25 protein-coding genes are annotated in these 26881 nt (G+C 48.8%); 3 read left to right on the plus strand and 22 right to left on the minus strand.

All coding sequences use genetic code 11. From position 1 onward, the window contains the following. Nucleotides 1–80: 80 nt before the first annotated feature. From ACFFGT_RS10165 to ACFFGT_RS10265, 21 genes are all read right to left on the minus strand, one after another. Nucleotides 81–1865: a carbamoyltransferase family protein gene (locus ACFFGT_RS10165; protein ID WP_377022415.1), complete on the minus strand. Its 1785-nt coding sequence runs from the start codon at nucleotides 1863–1865 to the stop codon at nucleotides 81–83. Between the two features lie 18 nt (nucleotides 1866–1883). Then, nucleotides 1884–3044, minus strand: a complete 1161-nt coding sequence (locus ACFFGT_RS10170) for a glycosyltransferase family 61 protein (protein WP_377022416.1) — start codon at nucleotides 3042–3044, stop codon at nucleotides 1884–1886. Beyond that, nucleotides 3037–3987 carry a glycosyltransferase family 2 protein gene (locus tag ACFFGT_RS10175; protein ID WP_377022417.1) on the minus strand — a complete coding sequence of 317 codons (951 nt, stop codon included), beginning with the start codon at nucleotides 3985–3987 and terminating at the stop codon, nucleotides 3037–3039. The genes ACFFGT_RS10170 and ACFFGT_RS10175 overlap by 8 nt, the downstream gene beginning before the upstream one ends. Nucleotides 3988–3999: 12 nt before the next feature. Further along, nucleotides 4000–5085 carry an acyltransferase family protein gene (locus tag ACFFGT_RS10180; RefSeq protein WP_377022418.1) on the minus strand — a complete coding sequence of 362 codons (1086 nt, stop codon included), beginning with the start codon at nucleotides 5083–5085 and terminating at the stop codon, nucleotides 4000–4002. A 36-nt stretch (nucleotides 5086–5121) separates the two neighbouring features. Further along, nucleotides 5122–5967, minus strand: coding sequence for an alpha-1,2-fucosyltransferase (locus tag ACFFGT_RS10185; protein ID WP_377022419.1), 846 nt, complete (start codon nucleotides 5965–5967; stop codon nucleotides 5122–5124). A 47-nt stretch (nucleotides 5968–6014) separates the two neighbouring features. Next, the gene (locus ACFFGT_RS10190; protein WP_377022420.1) at nucleotides 6015–6953 is read right to left on the minus strand and encodes a glycosyltransferase family 2 protein; all 939 of its coding nucleotides are present in this window, start codon (nucleotides 6951–6953) and stop codon (nucleotides 6015–6017) included. A gap of 9 nt (nucleotides 6954–6962) precedes the next feature. Beyond that, nucleotides 6963–7748 carry a DUF5672 family protein gene (locus ACFFGT_RS10195; protein WP_377022421.1) on the minus strand — a complete coding sequence of 262 codons (786 nt, stop codon included), beginning with the start codon at nucleotides 7746–7748 and terminating at the stop codon, nucleotides 6963–6965. 8 nt (nucleotides 7749–7756) lie between these two features. Continuing rightward, nucleotides 7757–8680, minus strand: coding sequence for a nucleotide-diphospho-sugar transferase (locus tag ACFFGT_RS10200; RefSeq protein WP_377022422.1), 924 nt, complete (start codon nucleotides 8678–8680; stop codon nucleotides 7757–7759). A gap of 18 nt (nucleotides 8681–8698) precedes the next feature. After that, the gene (locus tag ACFFGT_RS10205) at nucleotides 8699–9544 is read right to left on the minus strand and encodes a glycosyltransferase family 2 protein (protein ID WP_377022423.1); all 846 of its coding nucleotides are present in this window, start codon (nucleotides 9542–9544) and stop codon (nucleotides 8699–8701) included. Then, nucleotides 9534–10532, minus strand: a complete 999-nt coding sequence (locus ACFFGT_RS10210) for a glycosyltransferase (RefSeq protein WP_377022424.1) — start codon at nucleotides 10530–10532, stop codon at nucleotides 9534–9536. The genes ACFFGT_RS10205 and ACFFGT_RS10210 overlap by 11 nt, the downstream gene beginning before the upstream one ends. 2 nt (nucleotides 10533–10534) lie before the next feature. Beyond that, the gene (locus ACFFGT_RS10215) at nucleotides 10535–11287 is read right to left on the minus strand and encodes a class I SAM-dependent methyltransferase (protein ID WP_377022425.1); all 753 of its coding nucleotides are present in this window, start codon (nucleotides 11285–11287) and stop codon (nucleotides 10535–10537) included. After that, entirely contained in the window at nucleotides 11277–11993 is a 717-nt protein-coding gene (locus tag ACFFGT_RS10220) for a TylF/MycF/NovP-related O-methyltransferase (protein ID WP_377022426.1), read from the minus strand. The genes ACFFGT_RS10215 and ACFFGT_RS10220 overlap by 11 nt, the downstream gene beginning before the upstream one ends. A 21-nt stretch (nucleotides 11994–12014) precedes the next feature. Then, nucleotides 12015–12833, minus strand: a complete 819-nt coding sequence (locus ACFFGT_RS10225) for a DUF5672 family protein (RefSeq protein ID WP_377022427.1) — start codon at nucleotides 12831–12833, stop codon at nucleotides 12015–12017. Then, nucleotides 12830–13654, minus strand: coding sequence for a class I SAM-dependent methyltransferase (locus ACFFGT_RS10230; RefSeq protein ID WP_377022428.1), 825 nt, complete (start codon nucleotides 13652–13654; stop codon nucleotides 12830–12832). Before ACFFGT_RS10230 ends, ACFFGT_RS10225 begins: the two co-directional genes overlap by 4 nt. After that, the gene (locus tag ACFFGT_RS10235) at nucleotides 13647–14945 is read right to left on the minus strand and encodes an ABC transporter ATP-binding protein (protein ID WP_377022429.1); all 1299 of its coding nucleotides are present in this window, start codon (nucleotides 14943–14945) and stop codon (nucleotides 13647–13649) included. Before ACFFGT_RS10235 ends, ACFFGT_RS10230 begins: the two co-directional genes overlap by 8 nt. Nucleotides 14946–14947: 2 nt before the next feature. Continuing rightward, on the minus strand, nucleotides 14948–15805 hold the full coding sequence (locus ACFFGT_RS10240; protein WP_377022430.1) for an ABC transporter permease: 858 nt from the start codon (nucleotides 15803–15805) through the stop codon (nucleotides 14948–14950). Nucleotides 15806–15807: 2 nt separating this feature from the next. Further along, on the minus strand, nucleotides 15808–16926 hold the full coding sequence (locus tag ACFFGT_RS10245; RefSeq protein ID WP_377022431.1) for a glycosyltransferase family 4 protein: 1119 nt from the start codon (nucleotides 16924–16926) through the stop codon (nucleotides 15808–15810). Beyond that, complete coding sequence (gene asnB / locus ACFFGT_RS10250; protein ID WP_377022432.1) at nucleotides 16919–18706, minus strand: asparagine synthase (glutamine-hydrolyzing); 1788 nt, start codon at nucleotides 18704–18706, stop codon at nucleotides 16919–16921. Before asnB ends, ACFFGT_RS10245 begins: the two co-directional genes overlap by 8 nt. Nucleotides 18707–18866: 160 nt before the next feature. Next, entirely contained in the window at nucleotides 18867–19364 is a 498-nt protein-coding gene (locus ACFFGT_RS10255) for a UpxY family transcription antiterminator (RefSeq protein ID WP_377022433.1), read from the minus strand. Between the two features lie 32 nt (nucleotides 19365–19396). Beyond that, nucleotides 19397–21817: a GumC family protein gene (locus tag ACFFGT_RS10260; protein ID WP_377022434.1), complete on the minus strand. Its 2421-nt coding sequence runs from the start codon at nucleotides 21815–21817 to the stop codon at nucleotides 19397–19399. Then, nucleotides 21818–22540, minus strand: coding sequence for a polysaccharide biosynthesis/export family protein (locus tag ACFFGT_RS10265; protein WP_377022435.1), 723 nt, complete (start codon nucleotides 22538–22540; stop codon nucleotides 21818–21820). It abuts the gene before it with no gap. Nucleotides 22541–23447: 907 nt separating this feature from the next. Between ACFFGT_RS10265 and ACFFGT_RS10270 the strand changes: the two genes are divergently transcribed. Further along, complete coding sequence (locus tag ACFFGT_RS10270) at nucleotides 23448–23702, plus strand: hypothetical protein (RefSeq protein ID WP_377022436.1); 255 nt, start codon at nucleotides 23448–23450, stop codon at nucleotides 23700–23702. 574 nt (nucleotides 23703–24276) lie between these two features. Here the strand turns inward: ACFFGT_RS10270 and ACFFGT_RS10275 are convergent. Further along, on the minus strand, nucleotides 24277–24579 hold the full coding sequence (locus tag ACFFGT_RS10275; RefSeq protein ID WP_377022437.1) for a hypothetical protein: 303 nt from the start codon (nucleotides 24577–24579) through the stop codon (nucleotides 24277–24279). Between the two features lie 91 nt (nucleotides 24580–24670). On the opposite strand from ACFFGT_RS10275, the gene ACFFGT_RS10280 reads away from it, so the two are divergent. Together ACFFGT_RS10280 and ACFFGT_RS10285 are read left to right on the plus strand one after the other, a co-directional pair. After that, the gene (locus ACFFGT_RS10280) at nucleotides 24671–25111 is read left to right on the plus strand and encodes a hypothetical protein (RefSeq protein ID WP_377022438.1); all 441 of its coding nucleotides are present in this window, start codon (nucleotides 24671–24673) and stop codon (nucleotides 25109–25111) included. 78 nt (nucleotides 25112–25189) lie between these two features. Further along, nucleotides 25190–26788 carry an IS630 family transposase gene (locus tag ACFFGT_RS10285; protein ID WP_377022439.1) on the plus strand — a complete coding sequence of 533 codons (1599 nt, stop codon included), beginning with the start codon at nucleotides 25190–25192 and terminating at the stop codon, nucleotides 26786–26788. The last annotated feature ends 93 nt before the right edge of the window (nucleotides 26789–26881 follow it).

Here is a 26881-nt window from a genome sequence, read left to right on the forward strand (position 1 = left end):
ATCCGTTTCATTTTTCCGGTTGACCTCTTTCCAGCCATTCCGGCTGCCCGGTAATATTAATTTAAGGATACTGAAAATAATTATCTTGAATAATTCTCGAACTGCTTTAGCCATTGTAGTTTTTGGTCCCTGGTTTTATGAAATGGGTTTTGATAAACGACGTCCCCGGTCACCAGCAGGTCAATATCCGTATTGATAAAACATTCCCAGGCTTCGTCAGCGGTGCGGACGATCGGCTGCCCGTTCACGTTGAAGCTGGTGTTGATCAAAACGGGCACGCCGGCTATTTTTTTGAATTCGGTGAGCAGCCTGTGGAATTCAGGATGTTCCGTCCCTGTTACGGTTTGTAGTCTTGCGGAGTAATCGACATGCACCACGCTCGGTATTTTGCAGCGGGGGAAATTTAACCGTTCTCGGAATGAATGATGGTCTTCCGTATTGGTATACCGCAGTTCCTTTTTTAAAAAGGCGGTATACTGCATATAGTCGGAGGGCTGGTCGATGTCGAACCAGTCGCTCACGTCTTCGCTCAGGATTGCCGGGGCAAAAGGCCGGAACGATTCGCGGAACTTGATCTTCAGGTTCATGTCCGATTGTATATCCGGTACCAGAGGGCTGGCCAGGATGGAGCGTGCCCCCAGGGCCCGTGCCCCGAGCTCCATTCCGCCCTGCACCCATCCGATTATTTTTCCTTCTGCAAGCTGCCCCGCCATGAAAGCGGGCAGGTCCTGCTTGGCAACCGGGAGGATATGTCCGGATGCTTCGGGAAAGCTTACTTTGCCCGGTCCGCCACCCAGGTAATAACCTTTGAAATCCGGCTTTTCGTCCCGGAGCGCTTTCGACTGATGAAGGTAAGCCAGCGCGGCACCAAGACCGGAGGCCATATCCCCGCCAACCGGCGAATTATATACTTTTTCGAAAATCTTGCGGTCTCTCAGTTTGCCGGCTGCAACACAGTTCTGTGCGCATCCGCCGCAGAACAGCAGGTTATCGGTATTGAAATTTGATTTTACAAATGAGGCGATCTTTAAAATGAACTCTTCAAAAATGAACTGGAGACTGGCCGCAATATCGGTATGCACGCCGGTGAGGGCATCGCCGGGTTTTCGGCTGTCGATCCCCATCACCTTGCTCACCCACGGCAGCAGTTTATTAAGGCTGTCGGGGTGAAAACCGGACTTTTTTAAGAGCCTGATGGCGCCATACTCATCTTCCCGGAATAATTGCCTGATCCGGGCAACGTAGCGCGGCCTGCCGTAGGGAGCGAGCCCCATTACCTTATATTCAGAACCGTAGGAAGGAAAACCCAGGAAATGCGTGATCAGCGTATACAGCATTCCCAGCCCGTTGGCATAAGAAAGCTCGTGGCTGATCACCGCATTATCCCGGTCTATATAGCCTATGGAAGCATTGGCGAATTCCCCTTTGCCGTCGATGCATAAGAATGCCGCTTCTGTAAAACCACTGGAATAATAAGTGGATATCGCATGGGAGTAATGGTGCCAGGCGTACCTGATTCCCGCCTTCGGAAACTGCCTGGCGATCTCTTTTTCAAAAAAGGAACGCGTCAGCTTGACCGCCGCCTTCGTATTCCCGAGCCCGCGGAACAAGCGGCTGGAAGCCCGGTCAAGATAATTGTTTAAATAGACCTGAAAGGGTTTTTCTGATAAAACGACGATATCAATGTCTTCAGCGTTGATGGCCCCGGCCTGTAAACAGTCCGAAATCGCACGGTGCGGAAATACATGGTCATGTTTGACCCGGGTATATCTTTCTTCCTGGGCGGCAAAGACAATTTTATTGTCAATGATCAGTGCCGCGTTGGAGTCATGCCCCAGCATGCCCCCGATGCCTAATATTTTCAATGTTTTGATAAGAAAAGTTTATACAGGGGAATCCCCTAAAAAAAGATTAAGTGCCTGATCGAATGCTTTAAACCCCGTCTGCGGATCGGATGCATCATGGAAATTGAGATACATCAGCACATATTCCAGCCTGCAAAGAGCGGAGATCCGCTGATAACAGGGCTGATACGTTACCTTTTCGGGGTAGATCTCCATGACCTTTGTACCGGGCCTGCAGAGGTATATATTGCTTAGGCCCGCACCATGCGGCCCGATAATATGGGTTGTGTTCCGGAGCTTGTGAATGGTCTCATCCGGCCCCAGCGCTGAAAAATCGACCTTTTCAATTTCCGGGAAAGCGTTTAAAATTTCGGACTCCCAGCTGATCTCCCTTTTGCCGAGCCCCTTTCTGCTGATTAAGATTACCTTTCGCGGTGAAGTGGCCGGAGGTAAACCGGCGCTGAGGCCAAAAAGTTTGCTCAGGGTGCCGAGGCACCACGCACTGATCTGCTGGTCGGCGATCAGGCGGCTCGTAAAGACTAATTGTTCGCACTCATAGTGGCTGGCGCCGTCCATCCATATGATTTTCGTCGTATCGATGCCCGCTTTCCTCAGCCATTTAAGTTTCCAGTCTGTGGCCGGACCGTTGAACAAAAGATGGTCGGCGCGGCTTAGCATGGTACCGAACAGCCCGGCTTTCGGGATCGATTCAAACAGAAAGTGATAATAACCGGCTTCTGCGCCGATGGTTAAAAAGGAAAAGGAAATGCCCGCAAGTCTTTTCCGTTCCGGCAAATTCAGCGCGCCGACGTAGGCGGAACGGTCGAGCCGCCGGGTCCATTCTTTAGCCGATTCATCTATAAAGCTTCTTTTGTCGATCGCATAGGCCAGGCCCAGTTGCCCTATGATACCTGCGCGCCCCAGGCTGAATATAAACCTGTCCGGTTCTTTAAATAGGCCGCCGCCCAGGTACCTGGGCTTGCCATTGATAAACCTTAACTGAAGTTCGCTGTTCAGCGGATGCGGCGGGGGGACGTAATCAATGACCGCTCCCTGCTCCCTGCATAAGATACCGTTGAGCGTTTCCGGAAGGTCCAGCGGCTGACCGCTTATGCCTGGATACAGCTTTTCAAAAGGTACGACCCGCCAGGGGTTATTGGTAAATGCCCTGACCCACCATTTTTTGATCATTTTAATCATGGTTCCTGCCAATTGTTAATGGCCTTGTTTTTAGGAGGCTCACGGAAGCGGCGATGCTGTCAACAAGCTTTTTCGGCAAAAAGCGGCTGGCACCGTACAATAGTGAAATATTACGCGTTTTCAGTTCCAGGCCATATTTTTTTTTCATGCGGATGAGCTCACCGAGGTATCGGTATGCCCGCATACGGATGAAGGCGTTTTTTACCTTTTCCAGCTCCGTCTCAAAAATAGTCCTGCTGATCAGATGCCGATAGGCTTCCAGGTAGCGTTCCAGGAACCGCAGCCTGCAATGCCAGCATAGTGCCTGGTCCCTGCTTATGCCATGATCGTGGCGTAAAGAATAGGCCATGACTTCTTTAATGACCCTGAAAACTGAGCCGGCCGCGGCCATTCTGATATGAAGATCAGTGTCTTCCCAGCATTTTATCTGTTCATTAAAGCCGCCGGTTTGTAAAAAACTGCTTCTTTTATATACTGTATTAATAACCCCCAGGGGATGGGACATAAAGTAGGCCAGCGGGCCCTCTGCAATTTCGTCCTCGGAATAACGCCATTTAATGATAGCTGCCCTGGAAACAGGATCGATCCAGTCTGCATAACCCAGCACGACGTCAGCCGGGGCCGCGCTTAATTTCTTTTCGGTCATTTCAAGAAAGCCGGCATTAAATTCATCGTCGATATCATGAAAATGAATGTAGTCGCAGGTGGCAGCTTCAGCGAGCCGGTTCCGGGCGTACCCGGGCCCTTTGTTCACTTTGCCTTCGATCACGCGGAAGCCTTTGGCAGACAAGAGCGATACCGTAGCGTCTGTGCTGCCATCATCGTAGAAGATAATTTCGTTAAACGGGACTTTCAGCTGTGCCAGGGTATTGATAAAGTTGTTGATATAGGGTACTGCGTTGTAGCAAGGGACCAGTAACGCATATTTATTCAGGGCCGTCATGGTGCTGGGGGCTCAACTGGTTTTATTATGGAATTTCAGCAGCCTGCGCTGCCGGTAGCTTTCAATTGGCGCCGCTACGATAAAGTGGATGAACAATGCGAACAGGACAGTGACCAGCAGCGCCGTAAATCCCATATCGATCAGTTTCGGGAACTTTTTGGCTGTTACAAATTTGATGACCAGCATCTGGCTGATATAGATTGGGTAGGAGAGGTTGCCCAAAAAGATATCTGCCCGGCTTTTTTTGGTAGCTTCAAAAGCAAAGGGCACCAGTAATATCACGGCAAGGAACAGGACAGCCTGCTTGGTATAACTTTCATCGAAGAACTGGTAATAAAAAAGGATGACAGCGAGAAAGATGATGTACGACACATATTGCAACGGCCGTCCGGCTTTAGCCTTAACGAATTTAACGTACAGGCGGAAGGAAAATATTCCCGCGATAAAAAACATGACCTGAGTGGGGAAAAACATATAGTTCCAGGGGTTTCGGTCGGTATACCGGGAAATCAGCAGGAGCCTTAGTCCGAGACTGGCCAGGAACAGGATGATCAGCAGGTAATATTTTCTTTTATTAAGCCAGGGGGCGATCAGGTAAAAAGCCAGTTCAACGCCGACGGTCCAGGCAATGCTGTTGAAACCAAAGTTGTAAACGGCCGGCCGGGCCTTATTGAAATCGTTCGTAAAATAGAGCCGGCCGTGGCGGTCGATGCCGAGGAGAAAAGTCCAGTCCAGCCCGATAATTAAGAGATTGGCCAGTACCAGGTAAAGATAGCTGGCAAAAGCCGGGCTGCTGTATTTGGTATAAAAATCCAGCGTCCCGGGATATTTGAGATGGTATACGATGATACTCCAGGTAAAGAGCAGCAGCAGCACAAACCAGTATACCGGGTATATTTTCAAGGCCCTGTTGATGTAAAACTGGCCCCTGCCACCCGGATTATCATATTTCTCCGTTAAGACCATGGCCATGTAAAAACCGGATATGATATAGAAACATTGTACCGCCAGGTTGCCTGAGACCGGCGAGTAGCCCATAATGGTGCTGGTATGGCAAAGCACCACGGCGCAGGCCAGTAAAAATCTTATGAATCCCATTTGAGGTCCGGGTTGATTGAGAAAGGGTTCATGTTTTTAATGGTTAACGGCCACCTGTTTCCATTGTGCTGGAATGATCCCTTCCGGGTATTCCTTTTTAATTTTGAAGCCCAGCCAGTATTTCGGGCAGAAAACCTGTTTGTCCTTTTTAGTGTTCAGATACGCTGCCCACCAGGCAAATGAGCTGTTCGAAATGATACAGACGTCAGCGTTCATCAGGATCTGGAAATCGGTCATCATATCTGCGCCCGCGAACAGGGCGCCGGGAATATGTGAAAAGGCCGAACGTGCAAAATCAATATCATCGCTGACAAAAATGACCTTGTACCGTTCCCGACCGCTTACCTGTTCCAGGCTGTCTAAATAGTAGGCGGCAGGCAGCGACAGGTCATTACTGCCCAGGTTTTCGGCCCACCAGTCGTTCAGGCCCAGGTAATCCCCCCGTCTGATATGAACGGCGACCACCCGGTTATTCTGAAAAAGCGAAGCATATTCTGCGCCGAACCGGGCTGCGATGTGTTTTTTTACACGTATGTGCGATGCCAGCCCCGGAATGATATTTTCAAAAAAAAGTTCAGACTGAAAGTACCCGCGGTAGATCTCCCGGTCTTTCAGGGCGCGAAATGACCCCGGCTCGTAATCCCCCACCGGCGTGGATTGCAGGCTTTTGAACAAGCTGCCGCAGCTCAGCTTGAAATAAAGCTTATTAACGTAATTCAGGATCGGATGATAGCCGCCGATATCGAAATAATCCGCAGCAATGAATTTTTCTATATTTTCATTCACAAAATACCGGGTACCCAGCTTAACCGCTAATGCTCTTATAAAAGCATACTGAAATAATTGGTTTCCCAGCCGGCAATCGATCGTTATGCCAACCATTTGATGTTATTTGTTATCAGCAATTGAAAAAAAATGATTCGCCGGTGTCAGTGAAGTTTGAGCCATTGATATAGTTTTACCCGGACGCGGTTGATAAATACGATCCTGTTCCAGTCCGGCACCGGGCCGTGCGCATCAGGGCTGCAAATAAGCTCGTGGTCATGCTGCCATTTCTCCTTCATTTTAGGATCGGAGGTTTTGGCGTCGATATGGATATTGGCTACGGCCAAAGGTTCTTTGATCAGGCTTCTTTTCCGGCCTTTTACCAGACGGAGCCAAAGCTCATAGTCGAGTGAGCAATGCAGTTCCTCCCAGATGGGCTGGTGGATCCGGATGCTCCAGAAGCAGGCAGGCTGGGCGAGCGAGGGCATCCTGATGAAATAGTCTAGAAACGGAAGTACTTTGGCCAGCTTTTTATATTGTTGCACTGCTGTTTCATAATCCAGGACATAGCCATAGACAAAATCTGCGTTGGTCCGTCCAAATCGCCTTATAACCTTCCAAAATGTATTTTTTAAATAATAATCATCACTGTTGATCCAGGCAAGGTAGTGCCCCGATGCCAGGCTGAAGCCCTGATTTATTGCATTGCCCTGGCCGGAGTCCTTTTTACTTTGCCAGTAACTTATCCATGGCGCATATTTTTTGATGATCCCGGCGGAGCCGTCCGTACTGCCGCCATCGATCACGATATATTCCAGGTTGGGATAGTTTTGCAGGATCACTGACCTGATGGTCTGTTCAAGGAACGCAGCCTGGTTGTAGGAAGGCGTCACGATGGTCAGTTTCGGCCAGGCGAGGGCCGGGCTGTACGATGCCGGGCTTACTTCTTCTGTCCATGGCCAGCCGGTTTTAACGCTATCTGCCGCGGGTAATTGCGCCAGTAAGCCCCTTGCCGAACAAGTCGCCGCCGGCAGGGGCCAGGCCACACCTTCTTTTTCAAATGAAGAGCGGTAGGTTTGAAGGGAAGGTAAATTAATTTTCACTTGCTGTGTTCATGTGCTCTGGTTAATTGATGGCCCGCCATAGATATGTTTTTCCCAGGTTGCCGGCTCGTATTTTTCAAATGCATGGCAGCCAAAAGGCAACCTGCCTCCCAGTTTCTTCAGGGAAGCTGAGGGGGATTGCTCAATGGAAAAACGCAGGGCAACGTCATCAGGCGGGAGGCTAAAAAGGGGCCGGAGTAAATTTCCCCAATATTTGAAAAAACCGTCTTCATTATTTGTCCCCCAGGCTATTACCTTTTTTGACAAAGCGCTGAGCAGCCGGTAACAGGTCTTTGTTTTTCTTAAGGAAAGACCGCCGTTGCCGACGTTGCTGACTTTGTAACCGGTCCTTAGTACCCTGTTGACCGCGGCCAGCAATCTGGAGTAGCCCTTTAAGAACTGCATTTCACCCTGATGATTCTCATGGGGCATATGGGGGGCGCCGATAAAATCGTACCCTTTACTGCACCAGTAAGCAAGTTCGTCCCTGAATACATACGCATCCAGTTGGTAGATCAGGATATATTGATAATCAAGAAAGGTTTTGTAAAAACCGGCCGACAGCATCAGCTTATTATAGCCTGCGATGCCCTCAAAATAATGATCTTTGAACCTGACCGCTTTAAAGTGCAGGCCGAACCTGTCGCAGGCCGCCCGGTACTGCGCCATGTTCAATTGAACAGGGGCGACGAATATGATGGGATGACCGCCGAGTATTTCCAAGCAGCGGGTTAAGGATAATAGTTCCTGCGGGGCCGGTTGCTCCTTGTAAACCGGGATCAATACTGCTGCCATATGATGGGTCATTTCTTCAAAAGAATTCTCCGGATGCGTTTTAGTGCTGCCCTGCACCTGTTCAGGAAATATTTCCGGTTTGGGTCTATCAGAATGTTAAACCTTTCGTATTGGTCGGCTTTCCGCCCGATCTCCAGGTGTTCGGGGTGAACAATGGCGTCGATCTCGTATTGCTGCATGGCTGCCTGTGCGGACGAACGGTCAAACGTATGGGTGGCCTGCGGGCCAAAACCAATGTTTGATACCATGTTTCGCCAGGGCGTGATGCAAAGCCCCTGGTTTTTCCAGATCCAATACATCCATTGGTAGTCCCAGGCGTCAAGCCCCTTTGTGATATGTTGAAGGTTGTGTATCCATAATTTGCGTTCACGGGCATGGCTGAAGGTGCTGTTGACCACCGCCTGCCTTGTTGCTTCGTTTTCCGTGGCAAGGTTAAACTGGTAATGCTGCCATGCCCGTTTCCAGGTGGCCCAGCCCCAGGCATGCGGATATTTTGAGAAATAATAAGTGTTGTTGTTCAGCGGGCGGGGCTGATAACTGGTCCCGCAAACCATCATGATCCGGGGATTGTCTTTGTACCTGATCAGCATCGTTTCGCAAAACCGGAAGAAACTCGGGTTCGGTATACAATCGTCCTCAAGGATAATGCCCGTGTCAACCTGTGAAAAGAACCAGGTAATCGCGGTTGCAGGCCCGGCCCCGCAGCCAAGATTTTCTGTTCTGAACAAGGTCCTGATATCGCAATCCCAGTCAATGTCAGCAACTATGCCTTTACATTCCCGGCATAGTCTTTCATCATCGGGATGGTCAGCACGGGGGCCGTCCGCAGCAATGTAAAGATGTTTGGGACGTTGTTTCCGCAGTTCCTGAAATACTTTCCCGGTCGTATCCGGCCGGTTGAAAATAAGAAATAATACAGGTGTATGGAGCATTGCCGGCAGGGCTTTAAATTAAGATCTGAGCATGGATTGTATTTTCAATTTGATATACGCGAAAAGGCAGTATATGCGTCCCTGTAAATTGAGCGGTGAAGCAGTAGACAAAGCCGCCTGCTGTAAATACAACCGGGCACCTATAAAAGAGCGGGTATAAATCCGGCTGCCGAAATACTTCAGCAATAAAGCGCCCCTTTCCCGGTGAAACAAATGGTCTTCCACATGCGAACTCTGGCCGCCTACGAAAAAGTTGGCGATCGTCAGGTCCGCATAAGTAAAAACCGTATTGGCGTAGCACCGGAGGTTATAGTCGAAATCGGCATTGGTTACATAGCGTAAGCTGAAATCCCCGTTTCTTTGGATCACTGTTTTGTTATAGAAAATGGCCTGGTGGCAGATATTCCGGTCGATGAATTTTTCAATTGTATATTCCCCGTCAAACACCACATTATCCAGGTTCCACTTATTCTGGCCCCGCATCAGGACACTGCCGTAAACAATGCCGGCGCCGGTCTCTTTTATTTTAGCGGCAATGGCTGATAACACCTGATCATGGTATAAAGAGTCGTCACTGCCTAAAAAATAAAACCAGTTGCCACTGGCCAGCCTTATTCCCTTGTTCATGGCGTCGTATATCCCGGCGTCCCTTTCTGAAAGATAACGGAAATGAACAAAGGGGTATCCGGCCTCGTATCGTTTAATGATATCGAGTGTGTCGTCTGCAGAAACACCGTCTATCAGGCATACCTCAATAATCGGGTAATCCTGGCTAACGATACTGTCCAGGCATCTTGGCAGCGTTTTGGCCGAATTATAAGTCGGGATGATGATGGAGAATCTGACAGATGCTTCAGCAGTCATTCAGCCTGTGTTTTTTTCTGTGGACGGATAAACGCCTGATCGAACGGATCTGGGGCGGGATTGATTTAAACGGGTAGCCCGTGAGCATGAAAATCTGAAGTTTTTCATCAAATATATTCCAGCGCCTGGTACCCGTAAGCCGGGCAGCAAGCACCTTGATTAAAGACCGGAGCGTTGCAGGGAACCTGTCTTTCGGCGGCAGACCAGGGGCGTCGATAAACCGGGCATATATACGCAATACCTCGTGGGCCCTGATAAAGCCCTCCATCAGCTTCGTATTATAGTCGCAGCGGAGCCGGTCTGCTGCAATGAAGTGTTTGAAAGTCAGTGCCTCCAGGTAATGTAAACGATAACCCATCAGTAAGAAACGCATGCATATTTCTGAATCTTCACCCGAACTGAGGACTTTGCCGTTTCTCCCGGTCAGCATAGATGGAAAGTTTGAAAATGCTTTGTTATACAGGTCTTTACGTATCACCAGGCCGCTTCCCCATAAATGTTTTCTCCAGGATATATCACCCGATTGTTCTGCCTGCCTGCCAACGGCATAATTATTTTTTGATGCTTCAAACCAGTCGGGGAGGGGGATATCTGCTGCGGCCGTACTCTGTCCGCCGACAGCTGCGATGGCCGGATCCCCGGACATCGCTGTGTAAGCTATTTGCAGATAGTCTTCGCTCAGCCAGTTATCGTCATCACAGAAAACGACCAGCCGGAACACGGAAGCCCGGATACCTTTTTCCCGTGCATGGCTAAGTCCCGGTTTTTCTTCGGCCACCACCTGGAAGCTGACGCCCGGGATACCGTACTTTTCCCACTCTGCCTTCGCGGTCTCAGCGGTCTCGTCAGTGGAGGCATTGTCCACTACGATGACCTCCCATGCGGTTCCTGCGCTCAGCTGCTGTCCGGCGAGGTGTTTTAAGGTGGCTGGCAGCCGGCACGCACTGTTGTAGCAGCAAATGATAACAGAAAGCCCGTCCCCGTACATGATCAGCGCTTGATGATGGATTTGAGAAGCAGTTTGAGCGAAGGCAGGAACCTTGGCCGGGTAAGCCGCTGTAAGATGATGCCTTCCAGGTAAACGATCGTCTTTTCAGCCACCTGCAGTTTTTGCAGTTTGTCGTCAAAAAGCTCCGGATGAATGAATACAGGCAGGGCTGCGGATGCTTTAATATTCAGGCGCTGTCCTGATCCTTCCCTGATGTAGAGGAACATATTTTGCTTATACCACCAGTTTACGCTGAGGTTATCCCAGAACCGGTCCCGCAGGATGTCATAGGGCAGAAAGCCATGCGTCCCGAATTTCTTTTGCCAATAGGCAGGCCATTGTTCATTGATATGAAATTGCCCGCCCTGGCCGGGTATGGCCGCCGAAAACAACACGAGGTCGCTATGTCCGCAAAGTATCTCAATGATATTATCGGCAGCTTCTTCCGGCAGATGCTCCGCAACTTCCAGGCATATGGCCAGGTCATAGTTATCCCTGGCAGGCAAAGGAAGGGTCAGGTTATGCTGCAGGAATTCCTCTTCAGTAATACAAAGCATGGATCTGTCCACATGGATGCCGTCAATTCCCCGTATTCGCCCGACTCCCAATTGCTTTGCGACCTTCAGCCAGCTTCCGGTCCCGCACCCGATATCGATCACACTTTCCGGTCGGACCAGATCAAACAGGTATGGCAACACTTCATGGGCCGCATCTGAATTATGAACAGCTTCTGAATGTATATAATTAATTTCCATGGGTATCCGTTTTTATGATATAGGCGATATCTTCGGCTGTTTTGTAGATCCTGCTGGAAGACTTTATGGATGACAGATAATCATGAACGGCCCTGGCGCAGCCATCCCATGCATAATAATCATCGATGATGATCATACCGCCGTAACTTACCATGGGGAATAAAAAAGTTAAGCAGTCCAGCGTTGATTCATACCAGTCGCCGTCCAACCTCAAAACCGCTATCGGTCCGGTTGCCTTATGCAGCGGCAGGGACTGGCTGAACCAGCCTTTTACAATGGTATAATCGGTATGCGTTAAATTCATCACTTTTATGGCCTGGTCCTCAGCGGCGCTGCAGTTGTCAAAATAGGCCGGGGCATCTTTATTTTGCTGCCAGCCGATAGCAGCCATACCGTCAATCTCTTTGGCCTCAGGCAGGCCCTCAAAGCTATCAAAAAGATAATATTTTCTTTTATTTCCCAATAATTCGGCAATCCCAGCGATCATTCCGCCTTTCCATACGCCGCATTCATAGATATCCCCCGTTATGCCGGCCGCTTTCAGCACAAGCTCCAGGTTGGCAATATAAATCGCTTCGGGGACCATGGTGTGCTGCCTGTATTTCAGATATAGTGCTTTCAGCCGGGATCGTTCCGCTGAGCGTTGCCCGTTTTCTCTGAGCAGCCTTAGCCCGAAGTGTTTTAATAGGTTATTGATAACTTTCATAACTAGGGTTATAAAGCAAGGTCAGTTTGTTTCAATAAATTTATCCCAAAACAGCGGATCATACAGCTCCCATGCGTGACAGCCAAACGGAAGTGTCTGATGGTTTATATTAAACAGCTTTTCCGCATTGGATTCCAGGGAAAAACGGGATGCGGTCAGCATGTCGGGGACTTTGAACCATGCGTTCTTCCGGGCGGCATGGTTCCAGAATACATCTTCGTGCAGCTGGTTCTTACCCAGCAGATGAAAGGTGTTATTGTTAAATAACAGGCTGTTTAAAAAAGTAAACAGGGTGCCGAAGCTGCGGTTACGGATAAATCCGTTCAGCAGATAGGCCGGGGACTGGATATAGCTAAACGTATTTAAGATCTGTAAATGGCTTTTTATTTTACGCAGGGACAGGCCCCCGTTGCCTACTCCCATGAAATGGGGCAGCCCGTGTTCGGGTTTATCAGACGAAAACCATGGCGCGCCGATGTAGTCATAGCCGGAATGGCACCATTGCACCAGTTCGTTTTTAAAGACCCACGCGTCCAACTGGTAGATCAGTAAAAAATTAAATGCTTCAAAAGCTTTATAAAACCTTCTGCTGAGCAACAATTTATTATATCCGGCAATGTTTTTAAAATATTTGTCATCGAAGTACACCAGCCTGTATCGGAAACCCGTCAGCAACTTTTGATATGCAGAGATATCGAGTGCCCTGAACGTGAACAGGTAAATGGGATGGTTGCCCAGAATATCAAAAAGCTGCAGCAGGGATGCCTTCTCTTTAGAACTTATTGCCGGTTTGTAAACAGGAACGGCAACGGCTACCAGTTTTTCCCCGGCACCGGTCATCGTTTGAACAGGGATTTTATCAGTAAAAACGGGCCCAGGACGGCACGCCCGATCTTCCAGGTCGTACTTCCGGTATACAGTGCGGCCAAACGGGCCTCTTTATTGTCCGGCGGGATGTCATGCATATAAAAACTGCTGCTGATGGCCGGGAGCGCTGCGTCCGAAGCTAATGCAATGTGGTATAAAGGTGTGAAGGTATCCTCGCTGAGCAGTTTTTCATAAGTGCCGTGGTATTGCCTGATATCAGCCGTTCCCTGTTCCGGGATAATAACAGAAGCGGTGACGTATTTTTGATTGAGGAAACTGACGTTTCCAAAATATTTCAACAGCAGAGCCCTGAATTCATGCCCATACAATTCCTTTACATGGTAGGGGTTCCTGTAGTTTGCCAGATCGGAGTAGTATTTTTTTTCAGGCGATGAAATGATCAGCAGGCCACCCGGTTTCAGTACCCTTCTGCATTCCGTGATCATTTCATCATGCAGGTCATGATGTTCGATGGTCTCAAAACTGGTGATGATGTCTACACAGTGGTCTTCCAGCGGGATGCTGGCGGCAGAGCCCTGCTTGAACAACAGGTTACCTTTCTGATATTTACGCGCCGCGTGCGAAACGGCCAGCTCTGAAACATCGACTCCATAGACCATCTTCGCACCGGCTGATAATAAATGGGTCCCATAGCCCTCACCGCTGGCAATATCAAGTACGGTCTTGTCTTTTACATAACCTGCGGCCAGCGCATACCGGTGCAGGTGTTCTGCCATGATCTGGTCATGCTGCGTGGTATCCAATCTTTCAGGTGTCGATATTAATTCATTCATGGCTGATTTTGTTGACTTTGGACCAGTGCAGTTCCGGGTGGACGACACCAGGGTAAGTGCCCCCGTAATTTCCCCTGGTCAAAAAATTGCTGTCCTGGTCAGTGATGTTGAAATGAGCTGCATCCAGTTCATGGGCAATGACGGTAAAAGGGTTGTAAGACATTAATGCGACGCTGATCAAATGGGGGCCTTCCAGCAGGAAGTTTTCAGGGATCCAAACGGTTGATTTATAAATTCCCTTTTCATAGGCGTTCCGGGAGTTGCTGAGGTCATGGGAGCTCAGGATATGAACTTCTTTGCCGTTAAAAAGATTGAATCCGCATACATAGTTATCCGATTCTTCAAAAACCTCGAAGACGATCTCGACGCCGACCTTGTTGTTTATACTGATATTGAATATATCGTTGTGCTTTTCATCGATGATGCGTACCGCCCTGAGCTTTACCAGGTGGTTGCCCGGGGCAGTATCCCGGTCCCATTTTTTGTAGCCGGCTTTTTGCCCTTCCTGGGACAGATAGGAGTTGATAACGCTGAGGCTTTCTCCTGTCTCCCTGATTTGTCCGTTGTCGAGGTAGATCGCGGCATTACACAAACGTGTGATAGAGTCCATATTGTGACTGACAAAAAGGACGGTCCTGCCTTCCCCCTGGCTGACCTGCCCCATTTTGCCAAGACATTTCCTTTGAAATTCGGCATCGCCGACAGCCAGCACTTCGTCAATAATCAGTATTTCGGATTCGAGGTGAGCCGCGACTGCAAATGCCAGGCGCACGTACATGCCCGACGAATATCTTTTGACAGGGGTGTCGATGTATCGTTCCACACCGGAAAATTCGACTATTTCATCAAATTTTCTCCGGATCTCTGATTTGCGCATACCTAAAATGGCCCCGTTCAGGTAGATATTCTCCTTTCCGCTCAGCTCCGGGTGGAAGCCGGTACCGACCTCGAGCAGGCTCGCGATCCGTCCTTTTACCTTGACCGAGCCCCGGGTTGGCGCCGTTACCCGGCTTAAGATCTTGAGCAGGGTGCTCTTGCCTGCGCCGTTTTTGCCTATTATACCGACGGCGTCGCCCTGTTCAATGTTGAAATTGAGGTCTTTTAAACTCCAGACAATATCGCTTTGCCCTTTTTGGGAACGGATGTTCACCTCACCTATTTTCAGAAACGGATCTTCTTTTCCGCGCAGGCGGGCCCAGTAGCGTTCGAGGTCGCGCGATATCGTCCCGGTCCCGATCTCGCCTAATTGGTACGCCTTTGAAAGGTTTTCCACTTTAATTACAGGAGGCATATTTATACAGTATCAATAAAAGTACGTTCAACACGATTAAAAATTATGATCCCGGCGAACAGGATGAGCATGGTAATCAGCGAGGTGATCACCAGGGCGGTCATGGTAAAGCTGCCCTGACCCAGGAAGCCATACCGGAATGCCTCTATGACCGGCGTCATGGGATTGTATTCAACCAGCCATTGATAATGCGGAAATTTCGATTTGACAACGGACAAAGGGTAAATGACGGTTGTCAGGTACATCATCAGCTGTATTCCGAATGTGATCAGGAAGCTCAGGTCGCGGTATTTAGTAGTGAGCGCGGAGATAATCATGCCCAGGCCCAGGCCGAGTATGCCCATTAAAAATAACAGGAGCGGGAATAATAAAATGCAGGCATTTGGATGGACCTGCGCGCCTTTTATCGCATAGACAGCCATGACCGTCAAAAAAAGCACCATCTGTACACCGAACCTGATCAGGTTAGAGACAACGATACTCAAAGGTACGATCAGTCTTGGGAAGTATACTTTACCGAACAGGCCGGAATTCGCCGTGAATACGGTGGAGGTTTTATTGAGGCAATCGGCAAAGTAATTCCAGGCGGTGATACCGGCAAGGTAGAACAGGGGCTGCGGCAGGCCGTCCGTCGGTATAGCGGCAAGGTTGCCGAAGATAAAGGTGTAAATGATCGTTGTAAACAGTGGCTGGATAAAGAACCAGACGGGGCCAAGGATCGTTTGTTTATAAAAGGATACGAAATCGCGGCGGACCAGCAGCATCAGGAGGTCGCGGTATTGCCAGACCTCCTTTAGTTTGAGGTCCATCAGGCTGCTCTGGTTACTCAGCTCGATGTCCCATTTTTCTTCTGCCTGCATGCTCATTCCGTAAGTAAAGACTGTAATTTCTGCATATAGTTATGTTCATTAAAATGCCGGATGCACTGGGCCTGGAGATACCTGCGTTTATCGGTTGTCAGTGCGTTATCCAGGTTTTCAATAATGGCATTGCGCAATTGCTCCGGATCGTCCGGGTTGATCGCCAATCCCAGCTCCCCGTTCCGGATGGCGTCAACACTTCCGTCTGCATTACCGCAGATCACGGGCAGGCCGCAGGTTAGTGCTTCAATGAACACGATCCCAAAGCCTTCTTTTTTACTTGGTAATACGAACAGGTCGGCGAGTAAAAAGTGGTCGGTTAATTCCCTTTCATCAATAAAGCCCGTCATGATCACCTGATCCCCGATCCCATTTGCAGCGATCAGCTTTTTTATCCTTGCCCCTTCCGCCTTGTCCCACTTACCCGATAAGATATATTTGACAGCAGGATATTTTTCTTTCAGGTGGGTTATCTGCGAGATGACCTGCTCATAACCTTTGTATTGTTCGGTAGATGCCAGGCGGGTCAGGGTAAAAAGGATGGGATGGCTTTGCCGGAGCGCATAGCGGTCGATCAGCGCCTGCGGCTTTTCAAAGATTTCCGGCGGTTTCATAAAAGGGTCAATGGCATTATTGAGTACGTGGCAAAGACCGGGGGGCACGTGATGACGCCTGATCATCTGATCTTTGGTATAGTTACTGACACAAATGATCTTATCGCAGCTTTTTAGCAGGGACCTTTTAAAAAAAGAGAGCGGCCGCCAAACTTCGATACCATGGGCAATGAGCCAGACACTGCATCTCGGATTTATAAACTTAATCAATAAGCCTACGACTGCAAGGTTGATATGACTCAAAACGACCATTTGCGGCTGGAGGGAGCGGCTAACCGCCTTCATTACAAAACGTAGCCGGTTTTTACCAAATCCGCGGAAAGTTTCTTTGGGTATATATTGGTCCATCAGGTCATCCGGTTGATCGTAAGCCGACCAGAACTCAAAAAGCCAATTGTTTTTCAGTGATAGCCGGTGAAGGGCGTGCCCCAGGGTCCGCGTCATCTTTTGGATGCCGCCGGTCGTACTGAACGTTTGTAAAGTGAAGAGAATTAGCTTTTTAGGCATTGTTTTGGACCTGGTATAAGGCGAATGCTTTTGACCAGTGCAGCTTATTGTTATTGAATCGCTGTATCACGTTTTTAGCCGCTTTGCCCTGATATCCGTTTACATCACTTATACGGGTGCTGGCGCTCATCCACTTTTGCAGGGGAAATGTGAATCCCATTTTAGGCCTGTTCCAAATTTCCCGCGGCAAAAGGTTCTCAAAACTGTCAATCAATAGTTTTTTAGGCTGTTCTTTGTTAAAACGGAGATCGGTGGCGATACTTCGGACAGTTTGTGTGAAATCTTCGTCAAGAAATGGAACCCTTACTTCAAGCCCGTGGCTCATGCTCATGACGTCGGTATCCCTGAGCAACTGGTTTTGCATGTAAAAATTGGTTTCAAACCATTCAGCATGTTCATTATCGTAACTGCGCGGGGCTGAGGAAAGCGTCGTCCCGAACAAAATATCATTAATATGACCGACGCTGGTGTCTAGTAAACCGGAAATATCTTTTGATGAAAAAAAACCGCGCAGGGCAAGATAATCGGCAGAGGGGTGATCAATGGCCATAAATGCAACACGCTTATAGTGATCTGGGAGGAAGCGGCCGGCTGCCCTGATTACCCGGGAAGGCAGCCTACGCAAATACCCAAGGTATTGTATGCGGCCGAAGGAAGGGTAGCCGCCAAAAAGTTCATCGGCCCCTACACCGGATAATACCGCTTTCAGACCATCTTCATGGGCATATTTGCTGATGAACCAGCTGTTGGTGCCATCAGTTGTCGGCATGTCCATGGCATCCAGGAGCTGGGGAAGAAAAGCCTCAAAATCAGCTTGCTTTACAAGATGTGGAAAGTTCTCGCCCTTGATTTTGTCATTCACAATGTTCTGATAGCTGCGCTCATCATAACTTTTTTCATCAAAAAATATGGAAATGGTTTTCAGCTGTTCTTTTTTTTGTTCATTGGCCAGCAGCGTAATCAGGCTTGAGTCAATACCCCCGCTTAAAAACACACCAATAGGCGCGTCGGCGACCAGCTGTCTATGCACACTTAAGTTAAGTGCATTCCGGATCAACTGCCTGGCGTCGTGCTGAGCGGCTATTGCATCTGTTGGCCGGTCGATGCTGTAACTATTTAGGGTATAACTGGCATTCCCATGCTGCCAGCATAAAAAATGACCTTTCGGTAAACTAAAAACGCGCTTTAAAGTCGTATAGGGCTCCGGAATGTGACCGAATGCGAGGAACCTTACTTTCCAGTCAGGGTCATTTTCTTTGGCCAGACCGGCCGCTTTAAAAGCCCTTACTTCGGATGAGAAACAAAGCTCGTCGTTGTCCGCTGAATAATATAATGGTTTTATGCCGGCCGTGTCGCGCACCAGGTAGGTCAGTCTTTTGCCGGCATCATACAAGGCAAATGCGAACATCCCCCTGAGTTTGGAAAAGGCTGCGGTGCCCCAGTTTAGGTAAGCCTGCAGGATGACTTCCGTATCTGTTCCTGATTGGAACCGGGCCCCTGTTTTTGCCAGCTCGTTTTTTAACCCGGAATAATTATAGATTTCGCCATTAAAACTGAGCCATGCGCGCTGATCTGCGTCAGCCATGGGCTGGTGCCCATTGCTGGTAAGGTCAATGAGGGATAGCCTCCGGTGTCCAAAAACAAGATTTGCTTTTTCGTCCGAAAATATACCCTCGTCGTCAGGGCCGCCATGCTGGAGCGCCCGGCACATCAATTGTACTTTATCCCGGCTTTCGGCCGGGGACAGCCGGGCTGAAATGATCCCGGCTATGCGACACATACTTTGTTAAATTTCATAGCTTCGCCCCGTAAGTCACAGTTGTTCATTGTAACTTATTATTTATTAGCGGTTTATGTTGAGGTGCATAGACCGTTTCCTGATGGAGTTTCCGGGCGCAAATAATAAAATATTATCTGTTGCCCAAAACATTCCTTTTATTTTAAAACCGCTCGATGAGCGATGCCGTCGCATTGACGATAATCGAATGACCGATGGTTTCCAGCCGTACTATCAGCTGTTTTTGCGACCGGTAAGAAACAATTTCGCCGGTCAGGCCCTTCAGGGCACCAGCCCTTATGATGATCTTTTCGCCGGGTTGCAGCTCCTCCTCCGTTACTTCCAGTTCATATGGGCTGGCCATCAGCAGCTTAAGCTCGTGTATCTGTTTGTCCGGCATCACTGCTGGCTTGCCTGAAAAATAAAGGAAGCGTGAAACTCCTTTGGTCATCAATACTTCGCCGCGTTGCTGCTCGGTTATGTTTACAAACAGGTACGACCTGATTACCGGCTCCTCCACCCATTTTTTGCGGTCGCTCCATTGCTTAAGCTGACGGTGCAGGGGAAGGTAAGCACTAATGCCTTTACCGATCAAAGCTTCGTAAGCCCTTTTTTCAGCGCGCGGATTGGTGTAAACCGGATACCATAAGCTTAATGCCATATTTTAATGTTAGCGTTTATTAAAGAACAGTTTTATTTAAGCCAGCGTTTCCAGTTCCACCATCTTTTCTTTTCATCGTCAATGTAATAGCCCGAGCCCTCATAGCCACTATAATCAGAATAGTAATAATAACGGGAGCCAGTACTTTCACCGGTAAATTTAGTCGTGTAATAACGCGAGTGAAGGAGGTCCTCTTCAAAAGCGTTCAGGACGATGACGGTATTGTCCAGGTGGTATTCATGTGCCAGGCGCTGCGGTACAGTAGCCGCGTAAAACTTCGATTTGCCTGAACGGATGACAAAAACATTAATATCACTTATTCTGATTAGCGGAATCGCGTCCGATACAAGGCCTACCGGCGCTGTATCTATCATGACTATATCGTATTTTAGTTTCAGCTCATCAATCAATACCTTCATTCTGCTGCTGTGCAGCAGTTCGGAAGGGTTGGGGGGAACAGGCCCGGAAACAATAAAGTCGAGGTTAGGCTGGCCGGAATTTAAGATAATATCTGCTATGTCGGCCTGATGTGCGAGATAATTGGTCAGGCCGATGTCGTTGGCTGCATGAAAAGTCTTATGCAGCCTTGACCGTCTCAGATCCGCCCCGATCAGTATAACCTTTTTATCGATGAGGGAAAGGGTGCTGGACAGGTTCACCGCTACAAACGATTTCCCTTCTCCGGCAACCTCGGAGGTAATACAGATCACTTTGTTGGCTTTTTCCGAAGAAAGAAAACTCAGGTTTGTCCGCACGGAACGCACCGACTCGGCAAAAATAGATTTGGGTTTACTGATAGCCAATATTTGTTTGCTGCTTTCATCGATTTCCCCGGGGTATTTCCTGATAACACCCAATATGGGGATCGATGTAACGCTTTCTATGGTCTCCTTATCATAGATGTAAGGATTAATTACCCTGATCAGGATGATCAGGCCGAGACCGGCAGCCAGACCCAGGATTACAGCCGTGCGGCGTATACTGTGCTCATCCGGGGATACCGCATTGAAATGTGGCTGGGCAGGTTCAATAATAGTTGCGCCGGGAAGTATTCCCGCACGGCTGATCTGCGCTTCCAGTTTTTTTTCAGAGAGAAAAGAATAAACCTTATCGTTGATCTCAAAATCCCTTTGCAGGCTGACCATTTCCCGCTGAGCGGCAGGAAGGGCCTCGATGGTCGCATTGATCGCACCGAGCTGATCGTTCAGGTATTGTATATTTTTTTCGATACCGGTACGTATCTGTTTGATGTTATTTAGCGCTGCATTTTTAATTTGGATGATATTCTGATTGACCGTCTGAACAGGGGGCGAATCAGTGTTGTAGGTGGCTAATAAACTGCTCCTTTCGGCAATCAGGTTATCGAGCTTGGAAACGAGGGCGTCCAGCGAAGGCATGGTTGTATTGCCAAGGCTGAAGTTTAGGGTGACATTGTTTTTTTCCTTCGTTATCTCTGTGTTCAGCTGATCAAGGGCTATAAGTTGTATCTTCAACAGGGATTTATTGGATTCAAGTTCAGCGGCCTTTGTTGCTGAGTTTGCAGATACAGAGGCCACATCAAGGATCCGGGACTTTTTCTTGTATTTCTCGATGGAATTTTCAGAACCCTTGACTTCAGACGAAAGATAGTCCAGCTGCCGGTCGATGAAGTCGATCATCTGAGAGGCCGACTGGGCTTTTTGCGCCCTGTCGAACGCAAGGTATTCATTCAGAATGGCGTTCAGGATGTCCGCCGCAAACTGCGGGTTGGAATCCGTTTCCTGAACGGAAATGATATTGGAGTTTTTAGCAGTTTCGCCTGCGTACAGGCCGCCCTGAACTCTTCCAACCAGGTCTTCCGGTATATTGAACTTGAAAAGAAAGATGGTGTTGGACTGGATCTCGCCCGGATATTTTATTCTGAACGTAGTTGCCCCGACGTTCACCGCACCGTCATAACGGCCGGTATTCTGCATGTCCTTACCGTTCAGTTTATAGCTGATCGCAAATGTTTGTCTGTTTATGGGTTTGAAAGTGATCAGGTCATGGTAAAAGTTCAGGCTGTCGAACTTTATAAGCGTGATATCAAGCGGCTTTTGCGGGTAGGATTCGCTGGTGCGTACCCGCCCCGAAATGTAAAAGCTAATGCGGTAGTCGAGGTCCCTGATCGCCGAAAGTATCAGGTTGCGGCTGGTCAGTACCGAGGTGATCGATTGTATTTTTGAAGGACCTCTTTCCGGGGAGGTCATGACCGTAATCAGGTCAGACATCTCCGATTTTTTTTCTTCAATTTTAAGCGTGCCGGAAGTCGCATAGGTTTTAGGGGTATACCAAAGATAGGCATACGAGATAATCCAGGCGATCAGCACTGAGCCTGCTATCCAATACCATCGGCTCAGTAATATTTTGCCGATTTTGAAGTAGTCTATTTCCTGGTTCGGCAGCTTTCTTTGTACTTTTTCTAACTCTTCCATTTATCGATGAGAAAGCGTGAAGATGATCAGGGCAGTAGTAAGCAATAATAGTACCGGTCGTGTTATCACTGACCGGTTTTGGAGTTTATCATTCCGTATTACCCCTTTGCTTTGCGGGATATAGACTGCCTCGCCGCTTGGAATGAAAGCAGGGTGAACGTTGGTGAGGCGGATATCCTTTAAGTTGATCTCCGTCACCTGCGGGCGCTGCTGGTCGCCCCGGATGATCTTTATGTTTACTTCATTTGGCTTATCGGTCAAACCGCCCGCCTCTCCTGTCAATTCAACCAAAGTTGTCCTGTCTTTTGTTAATGTATAATTGTCCATACCCGTTATAGGACCGTCCGGCAGATTTTTACGGTAAAGGCCTTCAGTTTGTTTCGCCGCTGCAGATCTCGCGGGACCGGCAAGCTTTGTGAGGCCGATCGCGGGTATGACCGCTGTTGCGCCATTTTCCACCTGGAATGTCTGTTCCTGATTACTGGTGCCGCTGTCGCCCGCCCCGGCAGACGGAGCCTCATCAGCCATATAGTTGATGCTCTGCAGGTTTCTGCTCTGCGGGACATCCGGTGACTTTATAGGATAATCAACAGCGGCAGTCCGTTTTCCGTTACCGGTACTGTCAGCCGGGGCCGTTCGTTGAAAAGGGTTCTGATCCTGTTTTCCGGAACCCGAAATTGTAAAAAGAGAGATCCCGGTACTCAGGCGGATATTTATGCGCATATTTTGCTGTGAAGTTCGCTCTAATGTTAATTATAAAATAGGTAGCAAATCCAAAATTACATTTTTTGCGGCTATAAAAAAGGTGTTTTTCCCAAAATCAGTGGATTGAAGATTTCGCTCATCACTTAGTTTATCATGCCGGGGATACAACAGGAAAATGCATCAGTCCGGTCATCGCACAATCATATTGGAATCTGGCGCTTATTGTTATTGACGGGGCCCGACGGCCGGCACGACCGAAATCATAAGTAATTTTAAGGCTCCTATCCATATACCGAGTAAGAGCAGGATCATGACTTATATGATGCCATGAATAAAGAGATCGCCGCGGTACCTGGTGAAATTGCCGGTGGGCCTAATGCAGCCGGCTTTTGCTGATCAAGCTGTCTTACCGGCGGTCGCATGGTCCTTTTCGGCGGGCAATGCAGATATAGTTCAGGGTGACTTCTATTGTGAGAACGCAGAAGGGGCAGGGAGGAAGCGGCATAGGCCGGAAATGTGGAAATAATTCCTTTAACAGGGGAAGTATATCCCTGCAGGCAATCTGCTGTTGTAAGCTCAGATTGTTCCGGAAATTCCGCTGCTATAAACTGGAAAACAGTTCTGCCGGTGATTATGAATTAATGGCGAGATTTATTTATAAGTACCGCGCGGGCTGTTTTTGTTTGGAAAAAGTGATGGTGAAAATGCCCCTGGAGATAGGATACGGGTTTCCGTTTTCTTATTGGAACCCATGCCGTACCTGCCGTACATCTTCTATGCCGCCAATACATGTACGAAGCGTATCCGACCTGTTCAGGGCTGTTTATAAATGGCATCTGTGCGTTTAAATTAAAATGCCGGATATTTTTTTATAATTTTACTTCGGAAGTGACAGCCGTTAATGTGCTTTTCTCTTTTTATCCCTATGAATATCAACAAAAAGAAGGCTCTGGTAAAGTTTATGAGAGGCAGGTACCCTTTTATCCTGCTCATTGCTTTGTGCGTTGTTTGTGGCGCGATCCCCGCGATCGGCGGTGAAAAAGATCTTATTCATAGTGTTCCGCTACATATTGCTTTGCTGCTGATAATTCTTTATAATATCCTTTATAGTATTGCGGGACATTACGCAGAGGATGAGCCTGAAACCGGCGGTGTTGATGATAGAAGCCGGCGCGCTTAAAAAAAGGTCTTCCTGTGGTTTACTGATTCCATCATATCAATCAGGGGCTGACATTTCTGAAGCCCGTTAACCTATCCGACGTTAATCGGCCTCAAACGATGATTTTGGTTCAGACATGCGACAGCCTGAAAAAGCAGGGCGCCTGCCGCTGCCAGGCCCTTTGGATTTTGCGGATGATGGCCGAGATCAAAAGGAACCTGCCCCGTGCCCAGATTGCAGCTGACCGCTGCAACGATCCCTTCCTGTCAGAAAAACCAAGCACCCTTTTGCATAAAAAATCAAAACGAAGACAAATAGCAGAATATCTTACTTACCCGGCAAGTCGTGGATCCGGTCATACTGGCTGCACTGGTCAAAGATGCTCAGGTTGCAGCGGCCGTGAAGGGCGTCCTTTTCAACTTCCGGCGCCAGGCCGGTCTGACCGGCGAGATCCGGCACCCTGGGGTAAAGTTCATTTGAACTGGTGTTTGCGGCGATCGGCTCCTGGCGCGGCAGTCATACGTTAAAATAGAGGCTGATCAGGTTATGCTTCCGGTTATCGGCCCTGAGCTTATCAAGCTCGGCGGCGGTCCTTTCATTTCCCCGGCCATAAAACGGAGACTGGCGCCGCTCCTGCCGTCATGGCGGTTCTTCCAGAAGCGCAGGCTCTTTTTAAGGATATCCATATCCCATCAGTAACTAAATAATAACTTTCTGCAGTTTCGACCTGTTTATTGCGGTATTGATTCTTAATATCCGAACGGAACTTTCTTTTGTCAGCAATGTAAGTGAACATACCGGTGAGCCCCTGGCTGAGCAATGCGCCTGCCAGCCCGGAAATGCGCTGGCCGCGATTATTGTACTTTGATCTGCCATTTTTTTCTTTATTTAAAAACACTGAAAATATTAGTGTTTTGTATAGGGATTAATAAATTGGCAAGTGACCAATTAATTAGCTAAGTTTATTCAAGCAAAAAACCAGTGTAACCATGAGATATTTCCTGATCGCAATCATTGCACTGATTAGCTTTTCCGCCTGCAAAAAAGAGCGGGAGGGGAGCCCGGCAGCAACAATACTGGGCAAGTGGTACCTGAAAAAATACCGTACCCGTACATTCAGGAACGATCTCGTGGTCCGGGATACCTCAAGGCTGGATTTCATGGAAAATGATTTCGAGTTGTTTAACGGCGACGGCAGCGGTTATACTTCAAATAATACGCCGGCAGGTGAAACAGCGATCATCGAGTATAATTATACGCTCACGGGCGAACGGCTGATAATCAGCAGGAATACACCTGCCTTTTATGCCGGAACCTATATGGTTTCAGTGCTCACAAGTGACAGCCTGAAGGTCAGCTATGAAAGCAGTACTTTTTTTTCCGGGTACTATTTTAAGGGTCTTGACGAGCTTGTCTTCTCCAGGAAGTAAAAGGTGACCAGGGCGTCCTGTGCAGGGGCCTATAAGATTTGCAAAGGAACAGCGTTTAATTGATAAAAGGAGGGGGTGATGCAATACAACACCATTCCAAAAAGCAATGTGAACGCGATCAGGCGGCTTTTTATTGCCGGATTGAACCCGCACCGGATCTCCCTGGAGACAGGCCTTTGCTATAACACCGTGCGGAGTTACTGCATGGAGTTTCAGCAGATCCGGGAAATGTACCCTGCTAAGCTGAGTGATACGCGGTTCTGCCTGCCCCGGCATATTGACAAAAGGGCTGTTTCGGACCGCCAGCTGGAATTACGTTCGTTGTTACCGGTATTGGTGGCAGCGGACCCGTATAAACGCCTGACGCCGGCAAATTTGTTCCGGCGGTATCAATTACGCTATACCTGCAAGTTTTCGGAAAACCAGTTCAATAAAATTTACAGGCAGTGGGCCGAAGAGAACAAGGTAAATGAGTTTACCAGCAGCAGGGTGAAACGGATTGGACCTGAGGAAATGAAGATTTTGCAGGACTGGCGAAAGTCGGTCAATCACCGGGACTGGCAGCATGCCGTAGTCATACTCAGTTCATACGAAGGTGTATGCCTGCGCGAAGTAGCTAAGAAAGTCGAGCTGCAGTTGGATACGGTGGAGCAGTGGGTAGCGATTTTTAAGTTACAGGAACTGGAGGGGCTGTATCGTAAGCCCTGGACCTTGAACGATGGGAAGAAGGACGAAATCGCGGAAAAGAAACGCCAGCTGAACGCGCTGATCCATCAATCGCCGGCGCTTTACGGTATTGCCAGGACCGCCTGGCGCACGGCTGATCTGGCAGTAGTCTATCGGCAGGTTTATAAGACCGCCATCAGTAGCGCGACAGTCTGGCAGTATTTGAATGATCAGGGTTTCAGGTTCCGCAAGGCACGTGTGGTACTGACCAGCCAGGACCCTGATTTTTGCGTAAAAGTGGAAAAAATACAGGCCGTACTGCGGGACCTTGGACCGAAAGAACGTTTCTTTTCGATCGATGAGCTCGGGCCCTGGGGGATCCGGATGAAGGGGGGCTGGGCTTTTACAGCTCCCGGGGAGCAGAGGAAGATACCAGCGCATCAACGGGCGAAAGCCTACCTGATCTGCACGGCTGCGCTGGAGCTTTCGACCAACCAGGTCACGCATTTTTACTCGCCGCGCAAGGATTCGGATGAAATGATCAGGCTGGTGGATGTGCTGGTGTCGCAATATCAGAACATGGATAAGCTTTACCTGTCCTGGGACGCAGCCCCCTGGCATACTTCGAAAAAGTTAAAGGCCCATTTGAAACAGCTCAACAGCAAAGTTTACGGAAAAAAGCATCCCGGGCCGCTGGTAGAGCTGGCGCCGCTGCCGAGCTGTGCGCAGTTCCTGAACGTGATCGAATCGGTATTCAGCGGTTTGGCCAAAGCCGTATTGCATAACAGTGATTACGCGGATGCTAATGACTGTAAAGCCGCGATCGACTGTTATTTTGAGCGGAGAAACCTGCATTATCTCGAACATCCGAAAAGAGCGGGCAACAAGATATGGGGTGGTGAACTGATTAAACCCATCTTTAGCGCCGGTCAGAATTGCAAGGATCCCCGTTCGCGGTACTCCGCCGTGCATAAATCCAAACCCGGCCGCATAGGCTCCGGCAGGCCCTGACCGAAGGGTATTTCCCGGTCCCTAAAAGTTTCGTACCGATGTCCATTACCCCGGGCTTATCCGGACAGCCTTTCAGCGGGCCGGAAATTGGCG

The sequence above is a fragment of the Mucilaginibacter angelicae genome, from assembly GCF_042434235.1.
In the GTDB taxonomy this organism is placed as follows: Bacteria; Bacteroidota; Bacteroidia; order Sphingobacteriales; family Sphingobacteriaceae; genus Mucilaginibacter; species Mucilaginibacter angelicae.

Coding starts and splice junctions, on each gene's coding strand:
- ACFFGT_RS10170 (WP_377022416.1), bottom strand. CDS start 3,044: ATGATTAAAATGATCAAAAAATGGTGGGTCAGGGCATTTACCAATAAC.
- ACFFGT_RS10175 (WP_377022417.1), bottom strand. CDS start 3,987: ATGACGGCCCTGAATAAATATGCGTTACTGGTCCCTTGCTACAACGCA.
- ACFFGT_RS10180 (WP_377022418.1), bottom strand. CDS start 5,085: ATGGGATTCATAAGATTTTTACTGGCCTGCGCCGTGGTGCTTTGCCAT.
- ACFFGT_RS10185 (WP_377022419.1), bottom strand. CDS start 5,967: ATGGTTGGCATAACGATCGATTGCCGGCTGGGAAACCAATTATTTCAG.
- ACFFGT_RS10195 (WP_377022421.1), bottom strand. CDS start 7,748: ATGGCAGCAGTATTGATCCCGGTTTACAAGGAGCAACCGGCCCCGCAG.
- ACFFGT_RS10200 (WP_377022422.1), bottom strand. CDS start 8,680: ATGCTCCATACACCTGTATTATTTCTTATTTTCAACCGGCCGGATACG.
- ACFFGT_RS10205 (WP_377022423.1), bottom strand. CDS start 9,544: ATGACTGCTGAAGCATCTGTCAGATTCTCCATCATCATCCCGACTTAT.
- ACFFGT_RS10210 (WP_377022424.1), bottom strand. CDS start 10,532: ATGTACGGGGACGGGCTTTCTGTTATCATTTGCTGCTACAACAGTGCG.
- ACFFGT_RS10215 (WP_377022425.1), bottom strand. CDS start 11,287: ATGGAAATTAATTATATACATTCAGAAGCTGTTCATAATTCAGATGCG.
- ACFFGT_RS10220 (WP_377022426.1), bottom strand. CDS start 11,993: ATGAAAGTTATCAATAACCTATTAAAACACTTCGGGCTAAGGCTGCTC.
- ACFFGT_RS10225 (WP_377022427.1), bottom strand. CDS start 12,833: ATGACCGGTGCCGGGGAAAAACTGGTAGCCGTTGCCGTTCCTGTTTAC.
- ACFFGT_RS10230 (WP_377022428.1), bottom strand. CDS start 13,654: ATGAATGAATTAATATCGACACCTGAAAGATTGGATACCACGCAGCAT.
- ACFFGT_RS10235 (WP_377022429.1), bottom strand. CDS start 14,945: ATGCCTCCTGTAATTAAAGTGGAAAACCTTTCAAAGGCGTACCAATTA.
- ACFFGT_RS10240 (WP_377022430.1), bottom strand. CDS start 15,805: ATGCAGGCAGAAGAAAAATGGGACATCGAGCTGAGTAACCAGAGCAGC.
- ACFFGT_RS10245 (WP_377022431.1), bottom strand. CDS start 16,926: ATGCCTAAAAAGCTAATTCTCTTCACTTTACAAACGTTCAGTACGACC.
- asnB (WP_377022432.1), bottom strand. CDS start 18,706: ATGTGTCGCATAGCCGGGATCATTTCAGCCCGGCTGTCCCCGGCCGAA.
- ACFFGT_RS10255 (WP_377022433.1), bottom strand. CDS start 19,364: ATGGCATTAAGCTTATGGTATCCGGTTTACACCAATCCGCGCGCTGAA.
- ACFFGT_RS10260 (WP_377022434.1), bottom strand. CDS start 21,817: ATGGAAGAGTTAGAAAAAGTACAAAGAAAGCTGCCGAACCAGGAAATA.
- ACFFGT_RS10265 (WP_377022435.1), bottom strand. CDS start 22,540: ATGCGCATAAATATCCGCCTGAGTACCGGGATCTCTCTTTTTACAATT.
- ACFFGT_RS10270 (WP_377022436.1), top strand. CDS start 23,448: ATGAATATCAACAAAAAGAAGGCTCTGGTAAAGTTTATGAGAGGCAGG.
- ACFFGT_RS10280 (WP_377022438.1), top strand. CDS start 24,671: ATGAGATATTTCCTGATCGCAATCATTGCACTGATTAGCTTTTCCGCC.
- ACFFGT_RS10285 (WP_377022439.1), top strand. CDS start 25,190: ATGCAATACAACACCATTCCAAAAAGCAATGTGAACGCGATCAGGCGG.